The 25,074-nt window shown below is 71.2% G+C and carries 23 protein-coding genes; 8 read left to right on the plus strand and 15 right to left on the minus strand.

Annotation, left to right across the window (positions count from 1 at the left end; all coding sequences use genetic code 11):
- Positions 1-85 precede the first annotated feature (85 nt).
- Complete coding sequence (lnt, locus tag WAB15_RS06315; protein WP_407285612.1) at positions 86-1,669, plus strand: apolipoprotein N-acyltransferase; 1,584 nt, start codon at positions 86-88, stop codon at positions 1,667-1,669.
- On the opposite strand, the gene WAB15_RS06320 is transcribed toward lnt, so the two are convergent.
- Together WAB15_RS06320 and WAB15_RS06325 are read right to left on the minus strand one after the other, a co-directional pair.
- Positions 1,638-2,546 (minus strand): Gfo/Idh/MocA family protein, encoded by a 909-nt coding sequence (locus WAB15_RS06320; RefSeq protein ID WP_399151077.1) that lies wholly within the window; start codon positions 2,544-2,546, stop codon positions 1,638-1,640. The two genes, lnt and WAB15_RS06320, sit on opposite strands and share 32 nt — an antisense overlap.
- Positions 2,543-3,865 carry an FAD-dependent monooxygenase gene (locus WAB15_RS06325; protein WP_407285613.1) on the minus strand — a complete coding sequence of 441 codons (1,323 nt, stop codon included), beginning with the start codon at positions 3,863-3,865 and terminating at the stop codon, positions 2,543-2,545. Before WAB15_RS06325 ends, WAB15_RS06320 begins: the two co-directional genes overlap by 4 nt.
- Positions 3,866-3,964: 99 nt before the next feature.
- Between WAB15_RS06325 and WAB15_RS06330 the strand changes: the two genes are divergently transcribed.
- Positions 3,965-4,609, plus strand: a complete 645-nt coding sequence (locus WAB15_RS06330) for a TetR/AcrR family transcriptional regulator (protein ID WP_399151079.1) — start codon at positions 3,965-3,967, stop codon at positions 4,607-4,609.
- Between the two features lie 226 nt (positions 4,610-4,835).
- On the opposite strand, the gene WAB15_RS06335 is transcribed toward WAB15_RS06330, so the two are convergent.
- From WAB15_RS06335 to WAB15_RS06365, 7 genes are all read right to left on the minus strand, one after another.
- Complete coding sequence (locus WAB15_RS06335; RefSeq protein WP_407285614.1) at positions 4,836-5,375, minus strand: hypothetical protein; 540 nt, start codon at positions 5,373-5,375, stop codon at positions 4,836-4,838.
- A gap of 152 nt (positions 5,376-5,527) precedes the next feature.
- Complete coding sequence (locus tag WAB15_RS06340; RefSeq protein WP_399151086.1) at positions 5,528-6,196, minus strand: uracil-DNA glycosylase; 669 nt, start codon at positions 6,194-6,196, stop codon at positions 5,528-5,530.
- 124 nt (positions 6,197-6,320) lie between these two features.
- Positions 6,321-7,286 carry an aldo/keto reductase gene (locus tag WAB15_RS06345; RefSeq protein ID WP_407285615.1) on the minus strand — a complete coding sequence of 322 codons (966 nt, stop codon included), beginning with the start codon at positions 7,284-7,286 and terminating at the stop codon, positions 6,321-6,323.
- 121 nt (positions 7,287-7,407) lie between these two features.
- The gene (locus WAB15_RS06350; protein WP_399151082.1) at positions 7,408-8,178 is read right to left on the minus strand and encodes an SDR family oxidoreductase; all 771 of its coding nucleotides are present in this window, start codon (positions 8,176-8,178) and stop codon (positions 7,408-7,410) included.
- A gap of 32 nt (positions 8,179-8,210) precedes the next feature.
- Complete coding sequence (fabG, locus tag WAB15_RS06355; RefSeq protein WP_399151083.1) at positions 8,211-8,972, minus strand: 3-oxoacyl-ACP reductase FabG; 762 nt, start codon at positions 8,970-8,972, stop codon at positions 8,211-8,213.
- 289 nt (positions 8,973-9,261) lie between these two features.
- Complete coding sequence (locus tag WAB15_RS06360) at positions 9,262-9,657, minus strand: DUF3037 domain-containing protein (protein ID WP_399151084.1); 396 nt, start codon at positions 9,655-9,657, stop codon at positions 9,262-9,264.
- Positions 9,654-10,478: a HipA family kinase gene (locus WAB15_RS06365; RefSeq protein ID WP_399151085.1), complete on the minus strand. Its 825-nt coding sequence runs from the start codon at positions 10,476-10,478 to the stop codon at positions 9,654-9,656. The genes WAB15_RS06360 and WAB15_RS06365 overlap by 4 nt, the downstream gene beginning before the upstream one ends.
- Before the next feature lie 260 nt (positions 10,479-10,738).
- On the opposite strand from WAB15_RS06365, the gene WAB15_RS06370 reads away from it, so the two are divergent.
- Positions 10,739-11,788 (plus strand): questin oxidase family protein, encoded by a 1,050-nt coding sequence (locus WAB15_RS06370; protein ID WP_407285616.1) that lies wholly within the window; start codon positions 10,739-10,741, stop codon positions 11,786-11,788.
- An 89-nt stretch (positions 11,789-11,877) separates the two neighbouring features.
- Here WAB15_RS06370 and WAB15_RS06375 read toward each other — a convergent pair whose 3' ends face one another.
- The 3 genes from WAB15_RS06375 to WAB15_RS06385 all read right to left on the minus strand — a co-directional run bounded on the left by WAB15_RS06375 (position 11,878) and on the right by WAB15_RS06385 (position 14,420).
- Entirely contained in the window at positions 11,878-12,576 is a 699-nt protein-coding gene (locus WAB15_RS06375; RefSeq protein ID WP_407285617.1) for a 2-phosphosulfolactate phosphatase, read from the minus strand.
- A 239-nt stretch (positions 12,577-12,815) separates the two neighbouring features.
- Positions 12,816-13,037 carry a hypothetical protein gene (locus tag WAB15_RS06380; protein ID WP_407285618.1) on the minus strand — a complete coding sequence of 74 codons (222 nt, stop codon included), beginning with the start codon at positions 13,035-13,037 and terminating at the stop codon, positions 12,816-12,818.
- A gap of 21 nt (positions 13,038-13,058) precedes the next feature.
- Positions 13,059-14,420 carry a (2,3-dihydroxybenzoyl)adenylate synthase gene (locus WAB15_RS06385; RefSeq protein WP_407285619.1) on the minus strand — a complete coding sequence of 454 codons (1,362 nt, stop codon included), beginning with the start codon at positions 14,418-14,420 and terminating at the stop codon, positions 13,059-13,061.
- Positions 14,421-14,676: 256 nt separating this feature from the next.
- Between WAB15_RS06385 and WAB15_RS06390 the strand changes: the two genes are divergently transcribed.
- Complete coding sequence (locus tag WAB15_RS06390) at positions 14,677-14,859, plus strand: hypothetical protein (RefSeq protein ID WP_407285620.1); 183 nt, start codon at positions 14,677-14,679, stop codon at positions 14,857-14,859.
- 34 nt (positions 14,860-14,893) lie between these two features.
- Here the strand turns inward: WAB15_RS06390 and WAB15_RS06395 are convergent, their stop codons facing one another.
- From WAB15_RS06395 to WAB15_RS06405, 3 genes are all read right to left on the minus strand, one after another.
- Positions 14,894-17,143: a serine/threonine-protein kinase gene (locus WAB15_RS06395; protein WP_407285621.1), complete on the minus strand. Its 2,250-nt coding sequence runs from the start codon at positions 17,141-17,143 to the stop codon at positions 14,894-14,896.
- A 241-nt stretch (positions 17,144-17,384) separates the two neighbouring features.
- Positions 17,385-18,899: a flavin-containing monooxygenase gene (locus tag WAB15_RS06400; protein ID WP_407285622.1), complete on the minus strand. Its 1,515-nt coding sequence runs from the start codon at positions 18,897-18,899 to the stop codon at positions 17,385-17,387.
- Between the two features lie 389 nt (positions 18,900-19,288).
- Positions 19,289-20,080 (minus strand): SDR family NAD(P)-dependent oxidoreductase, encoded by a 792-nt coding sequence (locus WAB15_RS06405; RefSeq protein WP_407285623.1) that lies wholly within the window; start codon positions 20,078-20,080, stop codon positions 19,289-19,291.
- 159 nt (positions 20,081-20,239) lie between these two features.
- On the opposite strand from WAB15_RS06405, the gene WAB15_RS06410 reads away from it, so the two are divergent.
- The 4 genes from WAB15_RS06410 to WAB15_RS06425 all read left to right on the plus strand — a co-directional run bounded on the left by WAB15_RS06410 (position 20,240) and on the right by WAB15_RS06425 (position 25,034).
- Complete coding sequence (locus WAB15_RS06410; RefSeq protein WP_399150686.1) at positions 20,240-20,806, plus strand: TetR/AcrR family transcriptional regulator; 567 nt, start codon at positions 20,240-20,242, stop codon at positions 20,804-20,806.
- Positions 20,807-21,033: 227 nt separating this feature from the next.
- Complete coding sequence (locus WAB15_RS06415) at positions 21,034-21,747, plus strand: hypothetical protein (protein WP_407285624.1); 714 nt, start codon at positions 21,034-21,036, stop codon at positions 21,745-21,747.
- Positions 21,744-23,033, plus strand: a complete 1,290-nt coding sequence (locus WAB15_RS06420) for a sensor histidine kinase (protein WP_407285625.1) — start codon at positions 21,744-21,746, stop codon at positions 23,031-23,033. Before WAB15_RS06415 ends, WAB15_RS06420 begins: the two co-directional genes overlap by 4 nt.
- 780 nt (positions 23,034-23,813) lie before the next feature.
- The gene (locus WAB15_RS06425; protein ID WP_399150689.1) at positions 23,814-25,034 is read left to right on the plus strand and encodes an acyltransferase family protein; all 1,221 of its coding nucleotides are present in this window, start codon (positions 23,814-23,816) and stop codon (positions 25,032-25,034) included.
- Positions 25,035-25,074 lie beyond the last annotated feature (40 nt).

A 25,074-nucleotide genomic window follows, 5' to 3' on the forward strand; every position in this document is an offset into this window, starting at 1 on the left:
GTCCTGGCCACGCCCCCTTTCCTTGATCGGCCCGCCCGCGCACACTGGCCGTCCGACCGGCGCGAACCCGCACGAGGGAGGCCGTATGGACAGATCGCCCGGCCGTCGGGCGTGGTGGCTGCGTTCCCCTTGGGGGCGCGCGGTGGCCGCGGCACTCGCCGGGGCGCTGCCGGCCCTCGCCTTCCCCGCGCCGTCCTGGTGGTGGCTGGCGTACGGCGCGCTGGTGCCCTGGCTGCTGCTGGTGCGCTCCGCGCCGACGTACGGCCGGGCCGCGCTGGACGGCTGGCTGGGCGGCGCCGGCTTCATACTGGCCGTGCACCACTGGCTGCTGCCGAGCCTGCATGTCTTCATACTCGTGCTCGCCCTGCTGCTGGGTGCGCTGTGGGCGCCCTGGGGACTCCTGGTGCGGGCGCTGCTGGGCGGCGCGCCCGCATCAGGAGGGGCAGCGCGCAGCGTTTCCGGCGAAGGGCGGTGGCGGGCGACGGGCGGGCGGCGCGCGGCCGCGTTGGTGCTGGTGCCGTCGGGCTGGCTGATGGTCGAACTGGTCCGCTCCTGGGAGTACTTGGGCGGCCCCTGGGGTCTGCTGGGCGCCAGCCAGTGGCAGGTGCCGCCCGCGCTGCGGCTGGCGTCGATCGGCGGGGTGTGGCTGGTCAGCCTGCTGATCGTGGCGGTGAACACCGCACTGGCCGAGTTGGTCGCCCGCCCGGCGGCGCGACTGCCCGCCGTCGTCGGCCTGCTGGTGTGCGCCCTGGCCGGCACCGCGGCCTGGTACTGGGCGCCGGTCCCCCGCCCCGCGGGCACGGTGCGGATCGCGATCGTCCAGCCGGGCCTGACCGGCACCCCCACCGAACGGCTGGCGCGCAGCGAAGCGCTCACCCGCTCGCTGGCGGGCCGCGGGGTCCGGCTGGTCGTCTGGGGCGAGAGCAGCCTGTACCGCGACCCGGTGGACCGCCCGGACATCGCCGCGCGGCTCGCCGCGTTGTCCCGGCGGACCGGCGCCGAGTTGCTGGTCAACGCCGACGCACCGCGCAACGGCGGGCCGGGGATCTACAAGAGCGCGGTGCTCATCGGACCGGACGGGCCGACCGGGGACCGCTACGCCAAGATGCGGCTCGTGCCGTTCGGCGAGTACATACCGCTGCGGTCGGTGCTGGGCTGGGCGACGAAGGTCGGCAAGGCGGCCACGACCGACCGGATACGCGGCACCCACCAGGTGGTGATTCCGGTCGCCTCCGCGCACGGGCTGCGGATCGGGCCGCTGGTGTGCTTCGAGACCGCCTTCCCGGACATGAGCAGCCATCTGGCGCGCGACGGTGCACGGGTACTGGTCGCCCAGTCCTCGACGTCGACGTTCCAGGGCAGCTGGGCGCCCCGGCAGCACGCCTCGCTCGGCGCGCTGCGCGCCGCCGAGACCTGGCGGCCGATGGTGCACGCCACGCTCACCGGCGTCAGCGCGGTGTACGGCCCCCGGGGCGAGCGGATCGGCGAGCAGCTCGGCACCGACCGCAGTGCGGCGGAGGTCTACAACCTGCCACTGGCGGAGGGCACCAGCCCGTATGTCCGGTACGGCGACTGGGCCGTGTACACGGCGGTGGGCGCGCTGGTGCTGGCCGGCGCGTACGCGGGTGTCCGCGCGGTCAGCGGGCGGCCTGCGCGAGCGCGTCGGTGACCACTCGTTCGCACAGCTCGTGGGTGCGCAGCGCGTCCTGGGCGGACGGCGTCCGGCCGGCCCGTACGTCGTCCAGGAACGCCTGGACGATCTGCTCGATGCCGCGCTGGCGGGCGACCGGCACCCAGTCGCCGCGCCGCCGGATGCTCGGCTGGCCCTTGTGGTCGATGACCTCGGCGAGATTGACGACCTGGCGCTTGGTGTCGTGGCCGGAGACGTCGAGGACCTCCTCGGCGGAGCCGCTGAGGCGGTTCATGGTGCCGAGGGCGGTGAAGCCGTCGCCCGAGAGCTGCAGCACCACGTGCTGCATCAGCCCGTCCCGGATCCTGGCCCGCACGTCGATGTGGTCGACCTCGCCGGGCACGAGGAACCGCAGGGTGTCGACGACGTGGATGAAGTCGTCCAGGACCAGCGTGCGCGGGTCCTCCGGCAGCCCGACGCGGTTCTTCTGCATCAGGATCAGGTCGCGGGCGTGCTCGCGGCACTGGGCGTAGGCGGGCGCGAAGCGGCGGTTGAAGCCGACGGTGAGGCCCACCGCGCGGTCCTCGGCGAGCGCGACGATCCGCTGGGACTCGGCCAGTTCGTAGGAGATCGGCTTGTCGACGTACGTCGGGACGCCCGCCTCGATCAGCCGGGTCACGATCTGCGGGTGCGCGGCGGTCGCCGCGTGCACGAAGGCCGCGTCCAGGCCCGTGGCGAGCAGCGAGTCCAGGTCCGTGTGGAGCTGTTCACCGCTCAGGCGGTGGGCGGCGCCGACCCGTTGGAGGGTGGCCGGGGTGCGGGTGCACAGATGTATCTCCAGGCCCGGTTGTACGCCCAGTACGGGCAGGTACGCCTTCTGGGCGATGTCGCCGAGTCCGATGCAGCCGATCTTCACTCGTGCTCCTTGGGTAGCTCCGCGGTCCTGGTGCCCCGCGCCTCGGCAGCATACGTGGCGGTCGGCGGCGTCCAGTCGGCGATGCCGTCCAGGGCCCGCAGCGCGAGATCCGGCGCGGTGGGGGTCCCCCCTGGACGCAGTCGTCGGAGTCCTCGGGGGAGGGCTGTGGCGGCCATCAGGGCGGCGCGCAGCGCACAGGCGGGGCGGGAGCGCCAGGTGGTGAGGCGCCCGATGCGCTCGGCCCGGCGCACCACCTCCATGGTGCGCGGCAGCCGCTGCCGGGTGTACGCGGCGAGCGCGGCGGCGAGATCACCGTCCGGTGCGGCCTGGTACGCCAGCACGACGGCGTCCTCGATGGCCTGGCAGCCGCCCTGTCCGAGGTTCGGGGTCATGGGGTGGACGGCGTCGCCGAGCAGGGCGACCCGGCCGCGGTGGAAGGCGGGCGGCGGTGCCGCCACCGTGTGGACGTCGTTGCGGAGCACGGCGGCCGGGTCGACGGCGGCGAGCACGGCGGGGACGGGGTGGTGCCAGTCGCCGAAGCGGCGCAGCAGTTCGGCCCGCTCGTCGTCGGCGGCCCGGCCGCCGGGTGGGACGGCCGCGGTGGCGAACGCGTAGACCCGCCCGTCGTGCAGCGGCACGGTGCCCCACAGGCCGCCGGGCCCCCAGGTCTCGTGCGCGGTCCAAGGGCTGTCGAGGGCGGGGACGACCATCCGCCAGGCGGTGAAGCCGGCGTAGCGGGGCGCGGGGTGGCCGGGGAAGAGCGTCCGGCGGACGGCGGAGTGGATGCCGTCGGCGGCGACGACGAGGTCCGCGGTCAGCTCCTCCCCCTCGCCTCCTGCGACGCGTACGCGTGCCGGGCGGGCGCCGGATGCCGGGTCGCCCGGGTCGACGAGGGCGGCGGGGGAGGCGGTGCGCACCGCCCCGTCGGGCAGCCGGGCGGCGAGCAGGGCGATCAGGTCGGCGCGGTGCGCGACCAGGACCGGCCCGCCGAACCGCCGGACGGCGGCGGCGTCGTCCGTACGGGCCAGCCGCCGGCCGCTTGGGAGGCGGAGTTCACCGGTGGCCTGCCGGGCGGCCCGCGCGCGTACCGCGTCGCCCGCGGCGAGGGTGTCCAGGGCGCGCAGGGCGTTCGGGGCGAGGCCGATGCCCGCGCCACCGCGCCGGGCGCCGCCTTCGCTCGTCGCCGGGTGGCCGACCCCGGAGGCCGGCGCGGCGGCGCGCTCCAGGACGGTGACCGACCAGCCGCGGCGGTCCAGTGCCACCGCGGCGGTGAGCCCGCCGATACCGCCGCCGATCACGATCGCGGTGGGTTGCCGCATGTCGTCTCCCCGGTCCGGTCCACAGTGCGTGACTACAGATGTAGTTGCCGCTCTCGAGAGGAGACTACACCCGTAGTCGGAGCGCTAGGGTGACCTGCCATGAACACCCGCAGCTCCCCCGACCCGGCTCCCCGCCCCGCCCGCTCCCCCGGCTCGCGCCATGAGCTGATCGCCGATGCGGCGCTCGCTCTGCTCGCCGAACGCGGTATGCGGGGGCTGACCCATCGGGCCGTGGACGAGGCGGCCGGGCTGCCGCAGGGCTCGACGTCGAATCTCGCGCGCACCCGGGCGGCCCTGCTGGAGGCGGCGGTACGCCGGCTGGCCGAGCGGGAGACGGCGGTACTGGCACTGGACGAGGCGCCGAAGGCCCCGGAGGGGGGTGGCTACGGCGCGGGGGCGGAGCCGGTCGCCGATGCCCTGTCGCTGGCGCTGCACCGCTACCTCTCCCGGCACCGGCAGCTGGTCATCGCCCGCTACGAACTGGCCCTGGAGGCCACCCGCAGGCCCGAACTGCGGGAGATCTACGACCGGGCGGGCCGGGCCTTCCGTGAGCCGATGGTGGCGATGCTGGCGGCGGCCGGCTCCGGCGAACCGGAACGGCATGCGCTCAGCATGATCGCCTGGTGCGACGGGGTGCTCTTCTCCTGCACGGCGGGGCAGTTCCACGCCGCCGTCCCCACCCGCGCCGCGCTGCGCGCCTCGTGCGCGGAGCTCCTCGACGGGATGCTGCGGGGGGAGGGCTAGGCCGTCTCTTTCGGATCTTGCCTGCCCCGTGGCGTCTGACACGGCACCTCTCCCCCACGCCTGAACGGCGCGGGGGGACCCCCATCGTTGTCGGGTCGCCCGAGTACGTCCAGTACGCGGGCGACCCTCCGCCTTGCGATGCACCGCGCCAGACGCCACGGGCTTAACCGGCAAGATCCGAAAGAGACGGCCTAGCCGGGGCCCACGGAGGGCGAAGGGGCAAGCGCTACGCCGTTCGCCCGGCCGCGCGGTCGATCCGCAGCTCCAGACGGTCGATCGCATCCCTGAGCCCCTGGCGGTACTCGCCGTCGGCGAGGGCGTTGGCCGAGGCCCGGGCGCGCAGCAACTGGGCACGGGCGTCGGCCGTCCGGTCCAGTGCGGCGTAGTCGGCCGCGATGTTGAGATGCAGCGAGGGGAAGAACGCGCGCAGCGCGACGAGGGGGTGCCGGGGGCCTGGCCCGTCGGCGACGCTCGACTCCCCGGGAGCGGATCCGCCGCGGTCGGGCCGTTCGGTGACGAAGCCCTCGGCCGCCTCCAGGGCTCGCAGATCCCAGTCCAGCTCGTCCCTGGGGTCGTCCTGGGTGTCGGCCATGTAGTGGGCGAGGGTGCAGCGGTGGAAGGCGTCTCCGTGCGGCCCGATCTCGTGCCACAGCGCCGAGAGGCGGTTGCGGGCCTCTTCCCGGTCCCCCGCGCGATGCAGCATGATCGCCTGGCCGATCCGGGTCAGCACGCCGTCCTCGGACGTCGCCTCCCGACGCTTGTTCATCACCGCGCACTCCCGGGGTTCGCCCACCACCGTCACTGCTGTTCCCTCGACGCTAACCGCCGCTGGAAACCTTCGCGCGGTGTGCGCGACGCACCGGGTGGCCGGGCCCGCCCGACGGATCGCACGGACGGGCCCTGCGCGGCCGCCTGGACTCAGCCCAGGTCAGGGATCCGCCAGTCGATCGGGGCGTGCCCCTGCGCGGCGATCGCGGCGTTGATCTGGGTGAAGGGGCGGGAGCCGAAGAACTTCTTCGCCGACAGCGGGGAGGGGTGCGCGCCCTGCACCACCGCATGCCGTTCCTCGTCGATCAGCGGCAGCTTCTTCTTGGCGTAGTTCCCCCACAGCACGAAGACCGCCGGGTCGGGCCGGGAGGCCACCGCGCGGATCACCGCGTCGGTCACCTTTTCCCACCCCTTGCCCTTGTGGGAGTTCGCCTCGGCCTCGCGGACCGTCAGAACGGCGTTCAGCAGCAGTACGCCCTGCTGGGCCCAGGGCATCAGATAGCCGTTGTCCGGGATCGGATGGCCCAGCTCCTCCTTCATCTCCTTGTAGATGTTCCGCAGCGACGGCGGCGTCCTGACACCGGGCTGCACGGAGAAGCACAGGCCGTGGCCCTGTCCCGCGCCGTGGTACGGGTCCTGCCCGAGGATGAGCACCTTCACCTGGTCGTAGGGCGTCGCCTCCAGCGCCGCGAAGACCTGTTCGCGGGGCGGATAGACCGGGCCGTCGGCCCGCTCCTGCTCGACGAAGTCGGTGAGCTCCTTGAAATAGGGCTTCTCCAACTCCTCGCCGAGTACCCCGCGCCAGGACTCGGGCAGCATGTCGGTCACCACGTCAACAACCTCCGGTGTACGTTGCGTTCTCCGTCACAGAACCTACCGGCGACCACTGACAACGCCGTCCGCGGGCCGATGTGCCGGGCCCGCGGCCGGTGGCCGGCCCGCGTCAGGCGGTGTCGAGCCGGGCCCGCTGGACGGGCTCCAGCCGCAGGTCGAGCGCCGCCAGACCCTCGTCCAGCTGCGCCACCGAGCTCACGCCCAGTACGGGCACGACCGGCAGCTCGCCGCCCATCAGCCAGGCCAGCACCACCTGGTTCACGGTGGCCGCGCACTCCGCCGCGACCTCCGCCAGCACCCGCAGCCGCGCCACCGAACCGGGGTGGTCGTAGGCCTCCGGCAGCGGACGGCCGGCGCGCGAGTACGCCCCTCCCATCAGGGTCCCATAGCCGATGAGCGACAGATCGGGGTGCGCCGCCGCGTAGTCGAGCAGCTCCTCGTCGGCCTCCAGATGGTGGCCGGAAGGTAGGCCCAGGCGCGGCCGCAGATAGGTGTGCCGCCGCTGTACGGCCCGGAAGCCGGGCAGGTGGCGCCCGGCGGCGGCGTGCCGGGCCGCGGCCAGCCGCCAGGTCCGGTGGCCGCCGGCGCCGAGGGTGCCCACCCTGCCGTCCTGGACGAGGCCGGCCAGCGCCTCGACGGTCTCCTCCAGAGGGACCGCGCGGTCCTCCGGGTACGCGTAGTACAGGTCCACCCGGTCGGTGCCCAGCCTGCGCAGACTGCCCTCGATGCCGGCGCGTACGGCCGCAGCGGACAGGCCCTCCGCGTTGGCGGGCCACCGGGCGCCGCGGGCGGCATCGGGCCGGGCACCGACCTTGGTGGCCAGGACCGTGCGGCCGGCCGCGCCACGGCTGCGCAGCCAGCGGCCGAGCAGCAGCTCGCTCTCGTCGCCGGTGGCGCCCGGCACCCAGCAGGCGTAGTGGTTCGCGGTGTCGACGAAGGTACCGCCGGCCGCCGCGAAGCGGTCCAGGATCGCGAAGGCGGTCGGTTCGTCGACGGTGGTGCCGAACGGCAGCGTCCCCAGGCAGACGGCGCTGATCCTGGGCCCTTGAGCGCCGCCGAGCGCGCGGTAGTGCATGGCATGCCTCCCTGGCAGGTCCGCCGACGCGGATGGTGCCGGCCCCGATGGGACCGGCACCACGGACTCTGCCTCTTGGAGCGCACACCAAGGCAAGGCCGCCTCGCGGCCCGCCCGGTCGTCAGACCCCGGCGTTGAGGAACAGACCGCCGTCGACGACCAGCGTCTGGCCGGTGATCCAGCCCGAGTCGCGGGACAGCAGGAAGGCCGCGGCCCCGCCGATGTCCTCCGGGACGCCCAGCCGCGCCATCGGGTAGCCGGCCGCCGCCTCCTCCTCGCGGTTCTCGTAGAGCGCCGCCGCGAACTTGGTCTTGATCACTGCCGGCGCGATGGAGTTGACCCGCACCACGGGCGCGAACTCGTGGGCGAGCTGCATCGTGAGGTTCACCATCGCGGCCTTGCTGATGCCGTACGCGCCGATGAACGGCGAGGCGTTCAGTCCGGCGATGGAGGCGATGTTGACGATCGCCCCGCCGTTGTCCTTCTGCCAGGCGTGCCAGGTGCGCTGGGCGAAGCCGAGCGCGGAGACGACATTGGTCTCGAAGACCTTGCGCGCGACATTGAGGTCGAGGTCGGCGATCGGGCCGAACACCGGGTTCGTGCCCGCGTTGTTGACGAGGTAGTCGACCCGGCCGAAGGCCTCCATCGCGCGCTCGACGGCGACGGCCTGGTGCGCCTCGTCGTGCGCCTTGCCGGCGACACCGATCACCCGGTCCGCGCCGAGCTTCTCGGTGGCCTCCTTGAGGGCGTCCTCGTTGCGGCCGGTGATGACGACCCGGTCGCCGCGGGCCACCAGGGCCTCGGCGATGCCGTAGCCGATACCGCGGCTGGCGCCGGTGACCAGTGCCACCTTGCCGGAGGGCTCGGGGAGCCCGCTGTCCTGCTCGGTCATGTCCTGTGCTCCTGAGGTGGGTGGTGCGGCGGTCAGTTGAGCGGGCCGCCGGCGACGTACATGACCTGGCCGGACACGAAGCCGGCCGCGTCACCGGTGAAGAAGGCGATCGCGTTGGCGATGTCCTCGGGCCGGCCGACCCGCTGCACCGGGATCTGGGTGGCGGCCGCGGCCTGGAAGTCCTCGAAGCCCATGCCGACGCGCTCGGCGGTGGCCGCGGTCATCTCGGTGACGATGAAGCCGGGGGCGACGGCGTTGGCGGTGACGCCGAACTTGCCGAGCTCGATGGCGAGCGTCTTGGTGAAGCCCTGCAGACCGGCCTTGGCCGCCGAGTAGTTGACCTGGCCGCGGTTGCCGAGCGCCGAGCTGGAGGAGAGGTTGACGATCCGGCCGAACCCGGCGTCCACCATGTGCTTCTGGCAGGCGCGGGACATCAGGAACGCGCCCCGCAGATGCACGTTCATGACCGTGTCCCAGTCGGTCTCGCTCATCTTGAACAGCAGGTTGTCGCGGAGCACACCGGCGTTGTTGACGAGGACGGTCGGCGCGCCGAGCTCGGAGGCGACCCGGGTGATCGCCGCCTCCACCTGCTCCGCGTCCGAGACGTCACAGCCGACCGCGATGGCCTTGCCGCCGGCCGCGGTGATCTTCTCGACGGTGTCCTTGCAGGCCGCCTCGTCGAGGTCCAGTACGGCGACGGCCCGGCCCTCGGCGGCCAGGCGTACGGCGGTGGCCGCGCCGATACCGCGGGCCGCGCCCGTCACGATGGCGACGCGCTGCTCGGTGGTGGACATGCGGGTTCTCCTCACCCTCGAAACCTCGACAAGCGGTCCGCCGCACCGATCCCGTAGGTGAGCAACCGCTTAGTACCCTGAGCAGGGCTGACGCTAGAAGCCCCGCCACGCGCTGTCAACGCCCCACCACCGCGCCGTTGCCGACCTCACCTGCGACGCGCAGCGGACCCGGCGAGTTCTCGCCATCCATACGGGCTCTCGCCCCTACATAGCGGGCGCCCGGCCCGCCATACGGCAGACCGGGCGCCCGTACTGAGGCGTCCGCCACATCGGCGCGCCCTCCGCCACATCAGCGCACCAGCAGCTCCAGCAGCCGCTCGGCCTCCGCCGCGGGGTCGGCGGTCAGGCCGGTGTGCACCGGTCCGGGCTGGACGATGGTGCTGCGCGGCGCGATCAGCCAGCGGAAACGCCGTCCCGCGTCGTCGCCGGCCGCCTGCCCGGCCCGTTCGCCGCCCTCGCAGATGCCCTCGACGGCGCAGAGCGCGGCCTGTACGCCGGCCACGTCGGCGGTGGGGTCCAGGGCCAGCAGCCGGGCCTCGTCCAGATGGGTCCTGGCCTCGACGAAGCGCCGGGCGTGGCAGTACACCACCACCCCGGCATTGATCATCTCGCCGCGCTCCACCCGGGGCACGACCTTCAGCAGGGCGTACTCGAAAACATCGCGTCCGTTGTGCAGACCGGTCACTTCACTGCCCTCCGCGGCAACTTTCCGGCCAGCCATTCCGGGGCCTGCGAGGGCTTGTCCTTGGTGGGCTCCCCGATGGTGATGTGGTCGCTGATCGTCTGCGCACGGGCCAGCAGCGTCTTGACGTACGCCTGGCGCAGCACGTCCGGCGAGTCGAAGCCGGGCTCGTCCGTCAGCCATTCGTCCGGGACGTCCGCCGCGATCTCGGTCAGCAGCTCCTCGGTGATCTGCGGCGCGAGTTCGGCGGCCGCCGCCTCGATGTCCGGACCGAAGGTGGCCAGCACATGGTCGGAGGCGTTGTAGGGCCGGTTCGCGGCCTTCTCCGCGCTCGGCCAGTTGTGGTGCCAGATCATGGCGGCACCGTGGTCGATCAGCCACAGTTCGCCGTGCCAGACCAGCAGATTGGGGTTCCGCCAGGACCGGTCGACGTTGTTGATCAGCGCGTCGAACCACACCACACGCCCCGCCTCACGGGAACCGACCTCGAAGGCGAGCGGATCGAAGCCCAGCGACCCGGGAAGGTAGTCCATGCCCAGGTTCAACCCGCCGCTGGCCTTGAGCAGCTCCTGGACCTCCTGATCGGGCTCGCCGAGCCCGATGACGGGATCGAGCTGCATCTGCACCAGCTCCGGCACCCGCAGCCCGAGCCGACGGCCCAGCTGCCCGCAGATGATCTCCGCGACGAGGGTCTTGCGGCCCTGCCCGGCACCGGTGAATTTCATGATGTAGGTACCGAGATCGTCGGCCTCGACGATTCCCGGAAGCGATCCGCCCTCACGCAAGGGCGTGACATAGCGGGTCGCCATGACTTCGGTCAACATTTGCCCAGGCTACCGGGCGTCTGAAGTGTGACATCAAAGGTTTTCGTCCGGGTCACGCTCGGTCACTGTGCCCCATTCAGGCCGGAGGCCGGGATCTGGGGTCGCACCGTCGTCGAGTTTGACGGAATGCTCGGGTGGCAGGGGGGCGGAGTGTGGAGGGCCGCACCCGCTGCCGGGAAGCCGAAAACGTGTGACGCAGGCCAAATTGCCTAGGTCTCCGGCCCGTTACGCTCCCGGTTTCACCGACCTAGCTTCTGGCCATGGATACGACGAGCGGAACACTCGGCGAAGCCCTGCAGCGACTGCACGCCTCCGGTCCCGAATTCAAGGGTTTTCTGAGCAATCACGGCCCGATGGCCGTCGAGGCCATGGTGCGCAACGGACAGGCCCGTACCGTCCACCGCTGGCTCGACACCTACGAGCACAAACTGGAGGACGTGCCCAGTGCCCGCGCCCCCATCACCGACGCCGACTGGCACGAAGCGCTGGGGGATACGGGCCGGGTCACGGACTGGACCGCGTACTTCGGCGGCCAGGTCGCCGAGCGGCCCTGGCGCGAGATCCTCGCCGAGTGGTGGCCGCGACTGCTGCCCGGCATCGCGGGCGCCGCCACCCACCCCGTCATCCGCGTGGGCCACGCCGTACGCAGTCTGCTGACGGAGGGTCAGGACGAGGTGCACATCGCGGAGTTGGCGCACGCGCTCGGCTACTGGGCCGCCCGTCATCTGCTCCTGCCCACCGCCGTCCGGCCGGCCGGCACCGCCACTCCGGCAGAGGCGCTGGCCGCCCTCCCCCGCGTCGCCGACCGGGGGCTGACACCCGTGCAGGGCTACGCCCGACTTCCGCATACCCCCGGGTGGTTGGACACCACCTCGTCACTGCACGTCCCCGACGACCCCGAGGCCGTACGCGGGCGGCTGGCCGCGCTCGTACGGGCCGCCTCCCTCAACTACGCCGACCACGGCCATGGCAACGGCATCATGCTGGTGCACGCCGCCACCGCGCCGAACGCGGTGCTGCGGACGCTGCCCGCGCTCCCCCGGGAGCTGTGGGCCGGATCCTTCGCCGCGGCCTGGGCGGCGACGTCGGCGATCACCGCCCTCTACGCCGCCGACGCCCCGCTTCCGGCACCCGACGCCGCCTCACTCACCCCCGAAGAGGTCTTCGAGCGAGCGGTCGCCAACGGCAACGAGCATGCGATCAAGTTCGCGGACACCGCACTGGACGTGGCGGCGGCCTCCGAGGACGGCGACACCCGCGCCCTGTCGGCGGCGCTGAACGCCGTGCGGCTGATCGACGAAGACGACTGAAGCGGACCGGCGTTCGCGCCTCGGCGCGGCCGTCCGGTCGCGCGGCCGGGGGCGAGCTCTGCCACCTGAAGGTCCAAAGTTCCGGCAGGTCAGCGGAGACTGGACGGGATGTCAGGCCCCGCAACGGGACGGAGCACCGTGAGAGACTCTTCCTGGCGAGCCAGCATCGCAAAGGAGAACCTGTCGATTTCCAAGCAGAGGTCGACATCGTCCGGGTGGTATCCGCTCCGCAGCCCACCGGCGAGGTCTGCCGCGGCACGAGAAGTCCGCGCGCGGTGAAGATACGGGGCCGCCTCGACATCGCCTCCGGCCATACATTGACCAATGTATTCAGCGCAGGCCAGGTCCTCGTCGGCCTGCCCTCCCTCGCCGGTGACAACGAACGTCACCGGACCGGTATCCCGGGTCTGCAGGAACCGCGCGGTCGGGCCGGCCACCACGAAGCTCGCGCACAGGACCAGCGGCGCGTTCGCGACGGCCAGCGCGCCCACGGTTCCTGCCGTCGTCTTCTGCACCAGCGTGCGACCGGCGAAATCGCATGACCTGAGCAAGCCGGGTGAGTTCACCGCGTCGAAGCCCGCTGCCGGAGCTCCGTCCTTCAAGGCCAGCCACCCCGAGTGGCTCTCCTTCAGGGCAAGTGCCTCACTCTCCGTCGAGGCCAGGACGATCCTCTCGACGCCGCGCGAGAAGGCCCAGGCAGCCACGGTGAAGGCGCGCATGACGTCGATGACGACTGCAACGCGGGGAACGCCGCTCAACTCTGGGATGCCGACGAAGTGATGGTCCATCGCACCATTCTGACGCCCCTGGATCATCCGAAGGGCACGATACGGGTCCGGCTGCCGTCGGATGACGGTCAGCCGTGCGGATGCTCGAGGACCCGCACGAGTCCATCCGCCGTGCGGCGGCTCTGCACCCGCAGTTGCCGGCCCGGGTGCTGGTCGAGCTGCTGCGTGACACCGACACCGCACAGGCTGCGGCCAGGCACCCGGCGCTGCCCGTCGGCGTCATGGAGCAGATGATCCAATCAGCCCCAGTGGATCTCGGTGCCGCCGCCCTGGGCGGCCTTGAGCAGCGCCTCGGTGATCACCGCCGCCTCCTCGTCCGTCAGAGGGGCCGAGAGGTGCCGCCGGATGCTGCGGCAGTGGTCGGCCCGCCGGCAGGCGCGACCGGCGAGGACACACTGCTCGCCGTGGGCGGGGACGGCGGCATCGAGCTCGCGCCGGACGCCCGCGCCGTGGCTCGCCATGAGCCGGTGGGATCTACGTGGTCAGCCCGCCGCGGACCCCTCAAGGCGGCCGGTCACCACCAGGTTGCCGTCCGGGGTGCGCCGCACGAGGTCGCCGGTGCGGAAGTAGCCGCCGCTGGTGAAGGTGCGTGCGTTGTCGTCGGGCGCCCGGTAGTAGCCTCGCGGGGTGTACGGACCGCGGGCGAGGAGTTCGCCGGGTTCCCCGTCGGGCACGTCCTTGCCGTCGGCGTCGACGATGCGGATCTCGTCGTCGGGCGAGAGCGGGCGGCCCTGCGTGGTGAGCACGGTCTCGTCCGGATCGGCGGGACGGGTGAGAGTGAGCAGCCCCTCAGCCGTGCCGAAGACCTGCTGCAGGCGACAGCCCCATTCGGTTCCTATCCGTTCGGCGGTCGCCCGGCGCAAGGGCGCGCCGCCGATCTGCACGAGGTGCAGACTGCTCAAATCCACCTGGACCGTGGGAAGTGCGTCGAGCCAGCGCTGAGCGGCGGCGGGCTCCAGCGATGTGATGGTGACCCGCTCCCGTCCAATGGCTGGAAGGCATTCGGCGGGTCCCGGGGTCGCGGCCAGGACGACCGTGCCGCCGACGGAGAGAGTGCCGACGATGCCGGGGCAGCCGAAGGCGAAGTTGGACTCGGCGGGCAGCGCGGCGAGATACACGTCGTTCTCGGAGAGCGACACCAGCTCGGCAGCGGCCCGCGCCTGGTAGGCGTAGTCGTTGTGGGTACGAGGAATGAGCTTGGGCGCTGCGGTGCCACCGCCGGAGAGCAGGAAGAACGCCACCTGGCCGGCGTTCCGCCCAAGCGCCGGCTCCGGCGGGGCGTCGGCGGAGCCCAGCGGGTAGTACTGGCAGCCTGCCGGGTCGGTCGTTATGCCGCCGTACCGGGACGAGGCGCCTGGCGCCTCATAGGTGAACACCCGCCGCAGGAAGGGCCATCGGGCCGCGATGTCCGCGGCCATCGCCGTGTGGTCGAAGCCCTCGTACGTCGAGGGACCGACGTAGCCGACCGCCTCGGTGACCCGCACGAGGTGCGATACCTCGGACGCGCGGTACGAGCCCGGACAGAGCACGGGGACGGTACCGGCGCGCATCAGCGCGAACGCGGTGATGACGAACTCGGGAACGTTCGGCAGCTGGACGACGACCCGTTGCCCGGACCGGAGGCCGCGCAGCCGGAACCCGGCGGCCATGCGGTCCACGCGCCGGTTCAGGTTCGCGTACGTGATGCGGGTGCCGCCGTGCACGAGCGCGGTCCGCGGTCCGTACTGCAGGGCCCAGCCGCGCAGCAGGTTGTCCAGCGTGTTGCCGCGCCAGTGCCCGGCCGCCCAGTAGCGGTCGACGAACTCCTCGGGCCAGGGCGTGCAGCCGTCGAGCATGGAGGTCATGGACTTCCTTCTGTACCAGTTTCCGACCCGGAAGCCGTGCGGGGTCGTGTTCCGTGGTGCCGGGGCGAGGACAGCGGTGAATTCGATCTTGACAAGCCAATCTCTCAACACGCCCACACGCAATGCGCTTTCCCGACCACGGGCGTTGAATTCCCTCAGCGGAAAGTCCAATGAACGCCTCTGACCAGGACGAATCGTCGGGCTCAAGCCCACTCGGCCGTGCGACGAGCCGGACCGCGGGTGGTATCCGCTGAACATGCTGCGTCGCCTGCTGATCGACGAGGACGAGACGGGCATGCCGGTCGACGCGACACTGCCCTCGATCTTCGAGGCCCCCTACGACGACGGGGACGAGGAGGACGATTGGATTGAGACGTGCCCGCATCGAACGGCGTCGACGCTGGACACAGCCATTGAAATCGCGCTGAAACGGCAGTGACCGCGCCGGTGGGACGCGACCGAGGGCCGGGCGCTCAGTCGTACGCCTTCAGGCACAGCAGCGTCGCGCCGTCGTCGACCTTCGTGGACCAGTACGTGTTGGGGTCGTACTGCCCGTGTCGGCAGACCTCGGTGCCGGTACCCGCCGTCGCCCGGTAGACGTCCGTGACGACAAGGATCTCGTTGTACGCGGCGGGAACCCTGCGGTCCGTGCAGTTCGGGGACGACAGCATCGCGATGCTGCTGACGTAGTTGCCTTCGTGCTTGGCGAGCAGACAGTCGCCCTGACGGTACTGGCCGGTGAGGCAGAGCGCCGTCCGCTCGCCGCTGCTGGTGGAGTAGTACGACCAGGTCGCCTTGCCCACCCCGGACGCGCAGTTGTCGGTGGTGCCGGTGACCTTCACGCGCGTCCCGTAGCCGCAGGACGTCGTGTTCGGTTCCTTCTCGCTCCAGTCGTACCTGCTGAGACCGCCGTACCCGGTGTCGACGACGTCCAGGCAGTCCCCGGCCGAGACGGCCTTGAAGGCGTCTTCGGTGGGGTCGGGCTCGGGGGAGCTGCTCTCCGGTTCCGGCTCGGGTTCGGTCTCGGTGCCGGCGGAGCCGCCGCTGGACGAACTGGAGGAGCTGGAGGAACTGGACGAGCTGTCGGTGTCGCTGTCACCGAGCGTGTCGCTGCCACCGAGGCCGCTGGTGCTGCCGCCGCTGCTGGAGAGGGTGAACCGCGGGGTGGGGCTGCTTGTCGGGGTGTCGTCGCTCTTCTTGTCCCAGGGCTGCCAGACCAGGACGCCGATGAAGAGGACGACCAGGAGCAGGCCGCCGCCCCAGCCTTCCGAGGAACTCGATTTCGTGGCGGGATTCTTGGTCGCTCCGGACTTCGGCGGGGCCGTGGGGGTCGACGTCGTGCCGGTGCTCTTGTTCTTGGTGGAGGTCGCGGTCTTCTCGCGCGCCAAGCGCTCGCGTTCCCTCCGCTGCCTCTCCTTCCGCTCACGTTCCTTCCGCTCGCGTTCCTTCTGTTCCTCTTCCTTCCGCTCCCGCTCCTGCTGCTCCTTTCTCTTCCTCTCTTGTTCCTTGCGCTCCCGCTCCCTGCGTTCTGCCTCTTCCCTCCGCGCTTGTGCCCTGCGCCTCCGCTCCTCCTCTTCCCGGCGCGCCAGCTCCCGCGCCGCCACCTCCGCCTGCTCCTCGGCCTGCGCCCGCACCAAGGCGTCCCGCTGCTTGCGCAGCGCCTCCAGTTGCTCGCGCATCTCGCTGATCGCCTCGTCCGAACCCTCCGGCGTGCCGTCGGGCTTCAGCTCCGTCGACGCTTCGGACGCGTCGAAGTCCACGGTCCCGTCGCGCAGTTGACGCCCCTGCGCGGCGTACTCCTCGATCAGCGCGGTCCACGCCGCCGGCAGCCACCGCTCGGCACCCCCGACCGCCGCCACCCGGTCGAGGTCGGCCAGGAGGTCCCGCAGCAGGTCGGACGGCGCGGGACGCCTCCCGGGGTCGACCTCCAGCAGCGGCAGGATCAGCGGTTCCAGTTCCGGCGGCAGCCCGCTCGTGTCGAGCTCGCCGCGCTGGACGAGGGCGAGGACGCCGATGGAGCGGTCGGTCTGCTCGTACGGCGGGCGGCCGACCGCGAGGAAGAAGAGCGTGGCACCCAGGGAGTACATGTCGGACGCGGCGGTGGACCTCTTGCCGCACGCCTGCTCCGGCGACGTGAAGGCGAAGGTGCCGATGGTCGTCGTCGAGCTGGTGTGGTCGTGGGCGTGCGAGATGCCGAAGTCGATGAGGCGGGGGCCGTCAACGGGCAGCAGGATGTTCAGGGGTTTGACGTCCCGGTGGACGACCCCCAGGCCGTGCAGCTCGACCAGCGCCCGGGCGGCTCCCACCGCGACCCGGCGCACCGCCTCGACGGGCAACGTCCCGGCACTGACGACGAGTTCGGCCAGGTTGGGGGCCGGTATGAACTCGATGGCGAGCCATGGGCGCTCCGCCTTCGCGTTGGCGTCGAGCACCGTGGCGGTGTACGCACTGTCGACCCGCCCCGCCAGCTCCACCTCGCGGGCGAACCGCTCCCGGTCCGGCCTGCTCACGATCCCCTCGGCGAGGAGCGTCTTGACCGCGACGAGCCCGTGGTCCACCACGGTTCCGGTGGGCCCGGCAGCGCTGGCGGGTGTGCCCGGCGCCTCCTGCCGGGCGAGGTAGATGCGGCCCATGCCGCCGGTGGCGATCCTCCGCAGCAGCCGATAGGGGCCGAGCCGCCGTGGCTCGTTGGATTCGAGCGAGTAGAGCTTCATTCCGGCCATGCGGCGTCACTCCCCATGCGCGTCCCCCGTCTGTGCTGTTGTCCGCATGCGCCACGTGCGAACTACGCGGCCGTGCCATTCTGCGGTCAAACAGCGGCGGGGCGAAGGGAGTTGGGGAAGTCCGCGCGGCTGGAGGCACCTGAAGAGCCGCTCGTGGCACCGGCACCGGATGTCCGCAGTCGGCTGTCGGCTGTCGGCTGTCTGGTCAGCGGACACCTGACCGAAGAGCCGGCCCCGCACGTCATGGGCCGGGCGGGGCCGGTATGCGCAGCACCTCGTACTCGGCTGGATTCACCCGCCGGGTGGCCTTGCGGAACTCGCCGGTGGTGCCGGGCCAGACCGTTGTGTTGCGGCCTGCGGCGTCCAGGTACCAGCTGTCACAGCCTCCGGTGTTCCACACGGTGCGCCGCAGGCGTTCCTGGAGCCGGTCGTTGTAGGCGCGCACCGCGGAAGGACGGGCGTCCAGTGCGGCCTTCCCTCGCCCGTCGCCTGGCCCGTCGTGGTGCAGATCGAGCTGCCGGACGTAGTCGGCCAGGTAGTTGAGCTGGGACTCGATCATGAGAATCATCGAGCTGTTGCCCAGGTTGGTGTTGGGGCCGATGATCGTCATGAAGTTCGGGAAGCCCGCCGCGCTGGCACCGCGCAGCGCGGCCATGCCGTCCTGCCACTCCTCCGCGAGCGTGGTGCCCCTGGCTCCGGTGGTGCGCCGAGCGATCGGTGTGTCGGTGACGTGAAAGCCGGTGGCGAAGACGATCGCGTCGACCTCGGCACGCTTGCCGTCGACCGCGGTGAGCGTGGAGCCGTGCACCGCGCGCAGCCCTGAGGCGACGATGTCGACGTTGGGACGGGCGAGCGCCGGATAGTAGGTGTTGGACAACAGGACGCGCTTGCAGCCGATGCGGTAGCCGGGCCTCAGCACGGTCCGCAGCGCCGGGTCCTTGACGGCCCGGTGCAGGTGCCACAGGGCGACCTTCTCCATCATGCCCAGTTCGCGCGGCCGCTTGGTGAACGCGCCGACCTGGAGCTCCCGTACACCCCACAGCACCGCCCGGCGCAACGCCCCCGCCGCCGGGACCTTCTCGTGCAGCCACTGCTCCACACCGCCGATCCTGCGCTCCAGACGCGGCAGCACCCACGGTGGGGTGCGCTGGAAGAGCGTGAGCCGCTGCACCTGGGGCTGGATGGACGGCACGATCTGGACGGCGGAGGCGCCGGTGCCGATCACCGCCACGCGCTTGCCGCGCAGGTCGTAGTCGTGGTCCCAGCGGGCGGAGTGAAATACCTTGCCGGGGAAGGTTTCCAGTCCTGGAATATCCGGGACCTTGGGTGCGGACAGCGGGCCGGTGGCGGAGACGGCCATGTCGGCGGTCAGCCTCCCCCGGGTGGTGTCGATCTCCCAGTGCAGTGCGCCGGGGTCCCAGCGCAGGGCACGGACCTCGCAGTCGAAGCGGATGTGCGGGCGCAACCCGAAGGTGTCGGTGACGTGCTCCAGATACGCACGGATGTGCCGCTGCCCGGAGAAGGTGCGCGGCCACCGGGGGTTGGGTGCGAAGGAGAACGCATACAGGTGAGAGGGCACATCGCAGGCGCAGCCGGGATAGGCGTTGTCCCGCCAGGTGCCGCCGACTGATCCGGACCGCTCCAGTACCACGAAGTCGGTGATGCCCTCGCGGCGGAGCCGTACGGCCGCGCCCAGGCCGCCGAATCCGGATCCGATCACCGCCACTCGTGCGTGCTCACCCGTCAGCTCCGCCATGGCGCGCCCTCTCCCCAGTTCCCTGAAGCCGCTGGAATGTTCACCACGCCGGAAAGCACCGGACGAATACCAGCGTAGGACAGTCGACTTACGAGCGGTACATGGCCAATAGCGGGAGCTGTCGGTTTTCATATGGCCCTGCCGGGTCACCGGCGCACGGCTTTTGAGCCCTTCTCTCATCGAAATGGACACGAGCCGTTGACGGAGTGCATACCGCCTGCCGGGTGGCATCAATGATCTCGACGGATTGTGGGCTGCTCCGGAGGAGGGCCGTGATGTGGTCGGCGAAGTGCCGGCGGACCACTTCGAGGCCCGTCGGTTCGTCGACACGTCGATGCCGCGCGCCGGCTGGAGCTACCCGGCCGCGGCGGCAACTCGCCGCCTGGCGGCTACCGCCTGTCCCGCTGGGCCGCCACGACCTCGCGGATGGTGCGCTCGGCACTGGAGCCGCGCTGCACCTTCTCCGCGAAGCCGGGGAACTGTCCGGCGATGGCGCTCAGCGCCCTCAACTCCACCGGCGCGACATTGACTTCGCACAGATCGCGCTCGACGGCCCGAACCACCCCCGCCACCACCTGGTCCGGGGAGACCGTGCGCACACCGGCCGGCGGGGTCGCGCCCGTGACGGCGAACATCCCTACGTCGCGTACGGCGCCGGGTTGGACGAGAGAGACCCCCACCCCCGTACCGTGCAGGTCCTGGCGGAAGGCGAGCGCGAAGCCGCGCAGCCCGAACTTGGTCGCGTTGTAAAGCGAGGAGTGCTTGGTGGCCGCCTTCCCGGAGATCGAGCCGACGAGCACGATCTGGCCCCGCCCCGCCTCGACCATCCGGGGCGCGAGCGTGCGCGCCAGCATGACAGGGGCACGCAGGTTCACGGTCAGCGCGCGGTCGATCTGCTCGGGCGTGTAGTCGAGCAGATCGCCGCTGGAGGGCAGAGCGGCGTTGGCGATCAGGATGTCCGTGTCGGAGCATGCCGCGGCGAGGTGTTCGGCCTGGTCCGGGTCGGCGAGATCGGCGGCGACCACTCGGGCCCCGAGCTCGTCGGCGAGCGACTCCAGGGCATCGGCACGGCGCCCGGAGAGGACCAACTTGGCCCCCCTGGCAGTCAGATCGCGGGCGATGGCCTGACCGATACCGCCCGTGGCCCCGGTCAGGAGAACGGTTGATCCTGCGATGCGCATACGACGACCTTCCCAAGAAACTGTTCGTTCGAACGAACAGTATGGAGGGCGGGCAGTCGTGTCAACGGCGGAATTTCCCCTTGCGCGCGATGTGCAGTGGTCGGAGCAGGCCCGGCCCTTCCTCCTTGCCGGGAGGGCGCCGCTGGCACAATGACTGCTATGTCCAAGCACCCCGGAACCCGGCAGAGCATCATCGACGCCGTCCTGCGCATCATCGGCGAGGACGGAGTCGCCGGGGTCACCAACCGGCGGATCGCCAAGGAGGCCAAGGTCTCCCTGGGGTCGGTCACCTACCACTTCGCAACCCAGCACGAGATGCTGCGGGAAAGCCTGCTGCACTTCGTCGCGGAGGAGACCCGGCGCCTCACCGAGCTCGCCGCCCAGTGCCAGACCGAGGGGATGGACGCCGATCGGGCCGCCGCCACAGTCGGCCAGGTCGCCGGGGGGACACCCTTCGACAGCAGGCACATCGCACCCTTCGAGCTCTATATCCAGGCCGGCCGCGACGAGCGGTTGCGCACCGCGGCCGACCAGTCCTTCGCCGCGTACGACCGGTTGGCGGCCCGGGTCCTCACCGGTCTCGGCGTACCCGACGCCGAGCGGCTGGCGAGCAGCGCCGTCGCGCTGATCTTCGGCCTGCAGCTGCGCAGCCTGGCCACCGGTCTGCCGGCCGAGGAACTCGTCGACACCCTCATGCTGCTGGCGCGCGGGGCGCAGCACTCCTGACCCCCGCACCGGCGACCCTGGCGGGCAGCCAGGCCAGCGAACGCCCGCACCGTGCACCCGGGCCCTTCCGACCCCAGGGGCACTCGACCCGAACGGGCGACCGAATCGGCAACGGCACTGTGTGCCCATCTACGGGCCACCGTTACGCAACCGCCGGATTGCCGTAACGCGGGGCAGGGAACATCATCGTCCCCGTGCACTGCCGCCCCGCGCTGTCTGGAAGTCCCGTGCCCCTGCTCCGCCCCCTGCCGTTCCCCCGCCGGGCGCGGCCGGCCCGGTTCGCTCTTTCGGCGGTGGGCGTGGCGACGCTGCTGGTGGCGGGGTGTGCGGGGACCGGACAGCCGAAGAGCGCGGGGCACACCCCGATCGCCTCGGCTCCCGCACAGCTGTGGCCCGATCGGCCGCCCGCGCCCGCGCCGCCGCCCGACAAGAGCGGCCAGGACAAACCGTCGCCCCTCCCCGGGCTGCCCCACGTCCCCTCCGGCGACATCCGTACGCTGGACGCGCTCGACGTCATCAAGGCGCAGAACGCCGAGGACGCCCGCCAGCAGACGCCGGCCTTCGAAAAGGCCACCGAGCGCAGGATCGACCGGTGCGCCACCGAGCCGAAGCGCTGTCCCGTGCGGGCCCCCGAGTACCAGGACCTGACGCACGACGGGAAGGACGAACTGATCGTCGGCATCGAACAGAGCGACCACACGGTCGCCATTTGGGCGTACATGATCCGGGGCGGGGTGGTGAACCGGATCCTGGACACCGCCGGCTCACCGCTGTCGGTGGAGGTGTCGGACGGCGACGTGATCATGCGGGAGCCGACCACCTCACCCGGATACGAGATGCGCACCGTCCACTCCTGGGACGACGAGCAGCAGACCATGGAGATCCGGACGATGGAGTTCGACCGGGCGGTCTCCTCCCCCGCGCCGAGGCGTAAGCCGTGAGGACCACCCGACGGCGGGCCGCACTGGGGCTGCCCTCCTGGACGGCGACGCTCTACTGGAAGTTCGCCCTCTTCATCACCGTCATGTGCTGCACCCTCGCCGCGCTGCTCGGCATCCTGGTACACGTCCTGGTCGGCCAGCAGACCGAGAGACAGGCCCGCGGCGCCGCCCTGGACGAACTGGACGGCGCGGTGGCCACCTATGTCGCCGGGGAGCCCCTCGGCCGCAATGCCGCGGTGGACCCGCCGGACCTGCCCCACCCCCTCCGCGAGATGGCCGTGCACCACAAGGAGCGCGGCACCCAGCTGGCGGACCACCAGGGCCGGCCGACGATGTGGGCCGTCGCCCCCGTCGACGGCGGCCGGGCGCTGGCCGTACGCCTGGACTACGGCGACCGGGCCGCCGCCATCCGCGGACTGGACCGGGCCATCATCGGTTCCTCCGCCGCCGCGATCGGCGTCACCCTGCTCGTCGGGCTGTTCGGCGTCTCCCGCATCACCCGCCGACTGCACCGCACCGCACGGGTCGCCCGTCGGATCAGCACCGGCGATCTCGACGCCCGGGTGGGCGACCCCCGCGCCCTGCGGCCCGACCTCGCCCAGGACGAGGCCGCCGCGGTGGCGGCCGCGCTCGACGCGATGGCCGGAACCCTGCAGAACAAGCTGCACAGCGAACAGCGCTTCACCGCCGATGTCTCCCACGAGCTGCGCACCCCGCTCACCGGACTGCACGCCGCCGCCGAGCTGCTCCCGCCCGGCCGCCCGACGGAGATGGTGCAGGAGCGCATCCAGACCATGCGCCGGCTGACCGAGGACCTGCTGGAGATCTCCCGGCTCGACGCCCAGGTCGAACGCGCCGACCTCGACATCCACCAGCTGGGTCCGCTGGTCGAGCGCGCGGTGCGGGCCACGAGGCTGGCGGCGGACGTCGACGTCGTCCGGGACGCCCGCGTGGAGACCGACCAGCGCCGGCTCGAACGCGTCCTGGGCAATCTGATCGCCAACGCCCACAAGCACGGCCGCCCGCCGGTGGTCCTGACCGTCGACGGCCCGGTCATCACCGTGCGGGACCACGGCGACGGCTACCCGGAGGACCTCCTCGACCACGGCCCCCAGCGGTTCAAGACCCAATCGGGCGGCAGCCGGAAGTCCGGCCACGGCCTGGGCCTCACCATCGCCGTCGGCCAGGCCCGGGTCCTCGGCGCCACCCTCTGCTTCTCCAACGCCCCCGGTGGCGGTGCGGTCGCCACCCTCCACCTGACGGCCGAGCGGCAACCGCAGGAGTAGGGCGAGGCACCACGGCCCGGCCCCCGGCCCCCGGCCCCCGGCCCCCGGCGAAGCGCTAGTCGCCAGTGAGGGGCCTTAGTTGACGATTACGGGCGCGGCTCAGCCGGCAATCCGAGGAACGCGGCGCGCGGATCGGCAGCGAAAAAGCTCTCCCGGACTGAACCCAACGCCTAGGCTTCCCGTCTTCCCACGCGGCAACCGAAACCATGAATCACCTGACCTGACGAACCGCAGCTACGTCTCCAGCGCACCACAGCGGGTACGCCTGTCGGCACTCCCCGACCGCCCCCACGGCGAGGGAACTCCCCCACGTTCCGTGCCACATGACCCCGCGTGAACCCCCCACCAAAGGTAGCCCGATGCAACGAGCGTTTCGACGTGTGAGCGTCGCCGCAGTCCTCACCACACTCGCCGCCGCGATGCCGATATTCGTAGCCAGCCCGGCGGAAGCCGCCGCCAAACCCTGCGCCGCCTACCTCAAGTCGCAGGGATATGCCGTAGGGTCAAGAATTCACCATGCCTGTCAGCATGGGAACGGCTGGTTGGCGAAGCCGGCCTGCATCGTGCAACTCAGCCGGTTGGGCGTGACGATTCGACAAGCCGTCAACGCCTGTGACAGAGCGCCACATTAGCGAATACCGAGCCGACCGCCACAGGGGATGAAGCGGGACTCGTGCGCGAGTTCCCGTCCCGTCGGCCATGTCGTGACCCGCTATCACGACATCGGCACGCGTCCCCTCCTGCTGAAGACGCCTTTAAGAACGAACAAGGAATCGCAGTATGCGCTTCGTCGCGCCACCCGACTCTCCGGCAGCCCTGGAAAAGGCGCTGGGGCAGCCCAGACTCTATGTGCTCGACGGGTTGCGCTTCGTGGCGTCGCTGATGGTTCTGTGCTACCACTACATAACGCTTCGCGACGGCTGGGGCCAAGATCCCAAGGCCTTCTCGCCGGAGCTCTACCATCTTTCGCAGTTCGGCTGGCTGGGCGTCGAGGTCTTCTTCCTGATCAGCGGATTCGTCATCTGCATGAGCGCATGGGGACGCCCCCTCGGGGATTTCGTCAAGTCGCGGGCCGCCCGTCTCTATCCCGCGTACTGGGTTGCCGTTCTCATGACGGCGACCGTCCTGACATTGTGGCCGCGCGTGCGCAGTGCGGACAGCCTGGAGACCGTGCTGACCAACCTCACCATGCTGCAGCAAGGTGTGGGAGTGTCCGACGTGGACGATGTCTACTGGTCGCTGTTCGTCGAGCTGAAGTTCTATCTCCTCTTCGCGCTTGTCGTGTACAAGGGCGTCACCTATCGCAGATGCGTCCTCTTCTGCGGCCTGTGGACCGTCGCCGGCGTCATCGCGTTCAAGGCCGAAAACAACTTCTTGTCCGTGTGGGCGGTCGCCCCGTACTCCCCCTACTTCATTGCGGGCATCGCCTTCTACCTGATGCATCGCTTCCGGCCGACCCTGCTGTTGTGGGCGATTGTCGCGGTGGAGTTCCTTCTGGCCCAGCATTACGTGCGGGGGCGCATGGTGATGAACCTGGGCGACAAGGCCGCGGTAACGGACACCTGGCCGGCGCGCCTGGGAGTCCTCGTCGCCTTCGCTCTCATGGCGGCCATCGCTCTCGGCGCGTTCGACAAGGTGCGCTGGCGCTGGCTGAGCACGGCCGGATCCCTGACGTACCCGCTCTACCTACTGCATATGTACATCGGTTTCACACTGATCGACCTTATGCGGGATCGGATGCCCGCTCCGGTTCTGCTCACGGCGATCGTCACCCTCATGCTGCTGCTCTCCTATGCCGTCAATCGACTGGTGGAACGGCCCGTCGGCAACTGGCTGCGCAACGGGATCGAAAAGGGAATGCAGGAGATGCGCCGCGGCTCCCCTAAGGAGCAGAGCGAAGCACGATCCTGGCGACGGGGAGATCGGCAGGTCGGCGCCGTGGAGAAGGCGGACGCCGGCGTCGCGGAGAGGAAGGACGCCGGCGTCGGCACCCGTACCTGACAGGACGGCCTGCGGAGGTCGCGGAAAACAGCATCGCTGT

This window comes from Streptomyces sirii (assembly GCF_045690365.1).
GTDB classification, from domain to species: domain Bacteria; phylum Actinomycetota; class Actinomycetes; order Streptomycetales; family Streptomycetaceae; genus Streptomyces; species Streptomyces sirii.